The organism is Nitrosophilus sp. (assembly GCF_982775275.1).
In genome coordinates, this window is sequence record NZ_CEXZHP010000230.1 from 1 (window position 1) to 2,221 (window position 2,221).

Genomic DNA, 2,221 nt, shown 5'->3' on the forward strand with positions numbered 1-2,221 from the left:
TGAAATGTTATCAAACAAATTTATATCTCTTTTCATATTTAGCGCTTTATCACCAATCCATTTTGCGTAATGATTGAAAATCATCTCTAAACTTCCATGTCCTAAAATATTGGCAATCTCTTGGAGAGTAAACATTTTACTCTCAATTGCTCTTACCGCAAATGTATGACGACAATTTTTTAGATCCCTATACTCTATATTGCAATCTTCAAGAAGTTTATACCATCCGCTGTTTTTCTTGATAACTTTGCCGTTTTTGATTATGGCTCTGTTACCTCTAATGTCTTTTATATCATAAAGATGAGAGCCATCTTTTTTGGTAAATAGCCAAATGGACTTTTTTCTTTTGGCTTCTATTAAAAGTTTTTCTATATAAGGAAGAGCCGAATTAAAAAGAGGAATGGTTCTTGTTCTATATTGCGTTTTTGTTTCATGAATTTCGCCTTTTGTTAAATCTCTCTTTATAGATATTGTTTTATTTGATAGATCAATATCGGAAATTTGCAGAGCGATAATCTCTGAAGGGCTCATTCCTTGATTAAAGGCTATACCTAGATAGCAATTTAGAAGTCCATTGCTTCTATGAAGTAGAGTATTTACTTCTTCAGTAGTAAAGGGTCTTATTTTGTTTAGATTTACCATTTTGCTGCCAGGTAGCTTTATGTCGTATGTCCAATTTCTTTGAATTAAACCGGCATCTTCAGCTAATTCAAAAATTCCATGAAATACCCTAAGATATTTGGATTTTGTATTTTTGGTAAGTTCTTTACCGGTTTTATGACATCTCAGGTTTTGCAAGAAGATTTTTATATCCAATTTAGTAATTTTTTGGATATCTTTACTACCAAACTTTTTTAGAATTTTTTCGACTCTAGCTTTTATATTATTATAGTCATGATAATGAGTTACTTGCTGTAAAAAGAGTTCTGCAAAATAGTCAAACTTTTTTTTCTTGCCATCTTTTACTTTAAACTCTTCCTTTTTTCTTGCTATCCAGGCTGGAAGATATTTTGTTTGCATAAAATTTTTGCTTTTTTCTTTTTTAGACACTTTTGTGCTAATTTGATAAGTTTTAACATCTCCATTTTCAAAGAACACTTGGTATTTAATATACCAGTGGTTTCGATTTTTCCTATCTAAAATGGAAGCTTTTATTTCTAGCACCTTTTCCTCCTTTTTTGAGGATTTGGTGCACCTACAATCAATAATCATATTTTATCCTATATTATCTTGATAGAAGCTCATCCAATTCAGGATCTATATAATTTCCTCTTAACCAATTTTCAATAGCTTCAACATCCCAAAGGATTGCTTTTTTAGTTTTTGATGATCCAGGAGGAATAAAAAAATGGATACCTTCTTTGAACTCTTTAAACATTCTTCTTTTAAAAAAATCTATTGATAAATCAAAAATTTTGGAAAGATTTTTAGTTTGGACATATTTTGGCATTTTCTCCTCCTTGTTTATCTTGATAACAAAATGATAAGAGTTTTTGTTTTAATTTTTAAGTAAAAATAGTTGCATTATGATAGAACCTATATTGATTAGAATAAATTTAATAGATATAATTTTAAAAAATTAGTTTCATTAAAAGGAACAGAAGATGATAGATCCACAAAAAGAAACAAATAGTGTTCTTGACGATTTGGAAAGACTTAATTTTTCCACTATCGCATATAATATAGAGCAGGAAGCCAAAAAATTGATGGAAGAAAATGAATTTCTTACTTTCGAAGAAGCGTTAATGATGGCAAAAGAGTTTCACAGAGAAAAAATGGAACTTTTAAGAATTGCAGATCCCGAAGAAGTCGAAATGACAAAAATGGAGATAGAAGCTTTTGTTAATCGAAAAATCGCAGAAGAATTAGAAAAAGGAAAAAATGAAGATGAAAAGAATGATTTTTTATAGTATAATAGCATATATAGGGATGTTGGCATTATGCCCTCCCTATTTTTAAATTTTAAATGAAAAATGCTTGTTATAAAATTGCTTATAATTTTTCTTCTTTTTAATATTTCAGAATAAAATTTTTAAAATACTGAATTTTTATAAATGTTATATATAGAGAATTTGATTTGTACAAATTAATTTATATATTTGTAATATTAAGTATTACATAGCAAAATAAACTTTGCGATAGCAAATGTAGTTAACCGCTTAAGCTTTAACGCCACACAAAAAATGATAATTTTTTGGGTGGCTATACCTGATTATTTAAC

The 2,221-nt window shown here is 28.3% G+C and carries 3 protein-coding genes; 1 reads left to right on the forward strand and 2 read right to left on the reverse strand.

All coding sequences use genetic code 11. From position 1 onward, the window contains the following. Positions 1 to 1,164, reverse strand: a 1,164-nt coding sequence (locus AC30RD_RS08605) for a tyrosine-type recombinase/integrase (protein ID WP_489494091.1), incomplete at its 3' end; no start/stop codon positions are given. A gap of 61 nt (positions 1,165 to 1,225) precedes the next feature. Further along, positions 1,226 to 1,450 carry a hypothetical protein gene (locus AC30RD_RS08610; RefSeq protein ID WP_489494092.1) on the reverse strand — a complete coding sequence of 75 codons (225 nt, stop codon included), beginning with the start codon at positions 1,448 to 1,450 and terminating at the stop codon, positions 1,226 to 1,228. Between the two features lie 154 nt (positions 1,451 to 1,604). On the opposite strand from AC30RD_RS08610, the gene AC30RD_RS08615 reads away from it, so the two are divergent. Continuing rightward, on the forward strand, positions 1,605 to 1,910 hold the full coding sequence (locus AC30RD_RS08615) for a hypothetical protein (protein WP_489494094.1): 306 nt from the start codon (positions 1,605 to 1,607) through the stop codon (positions 1,908 to 1,910). Positions 1,911 to 2,221 lie beyond the last annotated feature (311 nt).

What these genes read in the sequence shown, in the direction of transcription:
- AC30RD_RS08610 (WP_489494092.1), bottom strand. Translation starts at nt 1,450, where the DNA reads ATGCCAAAATATGTCCAAACTAAAAATCTTTCCAAAATTTTTGATTTA.
- AC30RD_RS08615 (WP_489494094.1), top strand. Translation starts at nt 1,605, where the DNA reads ATGATAGATCCACAAAAAGAAACAAATAGTGTTCTTGACGATTTGGAA.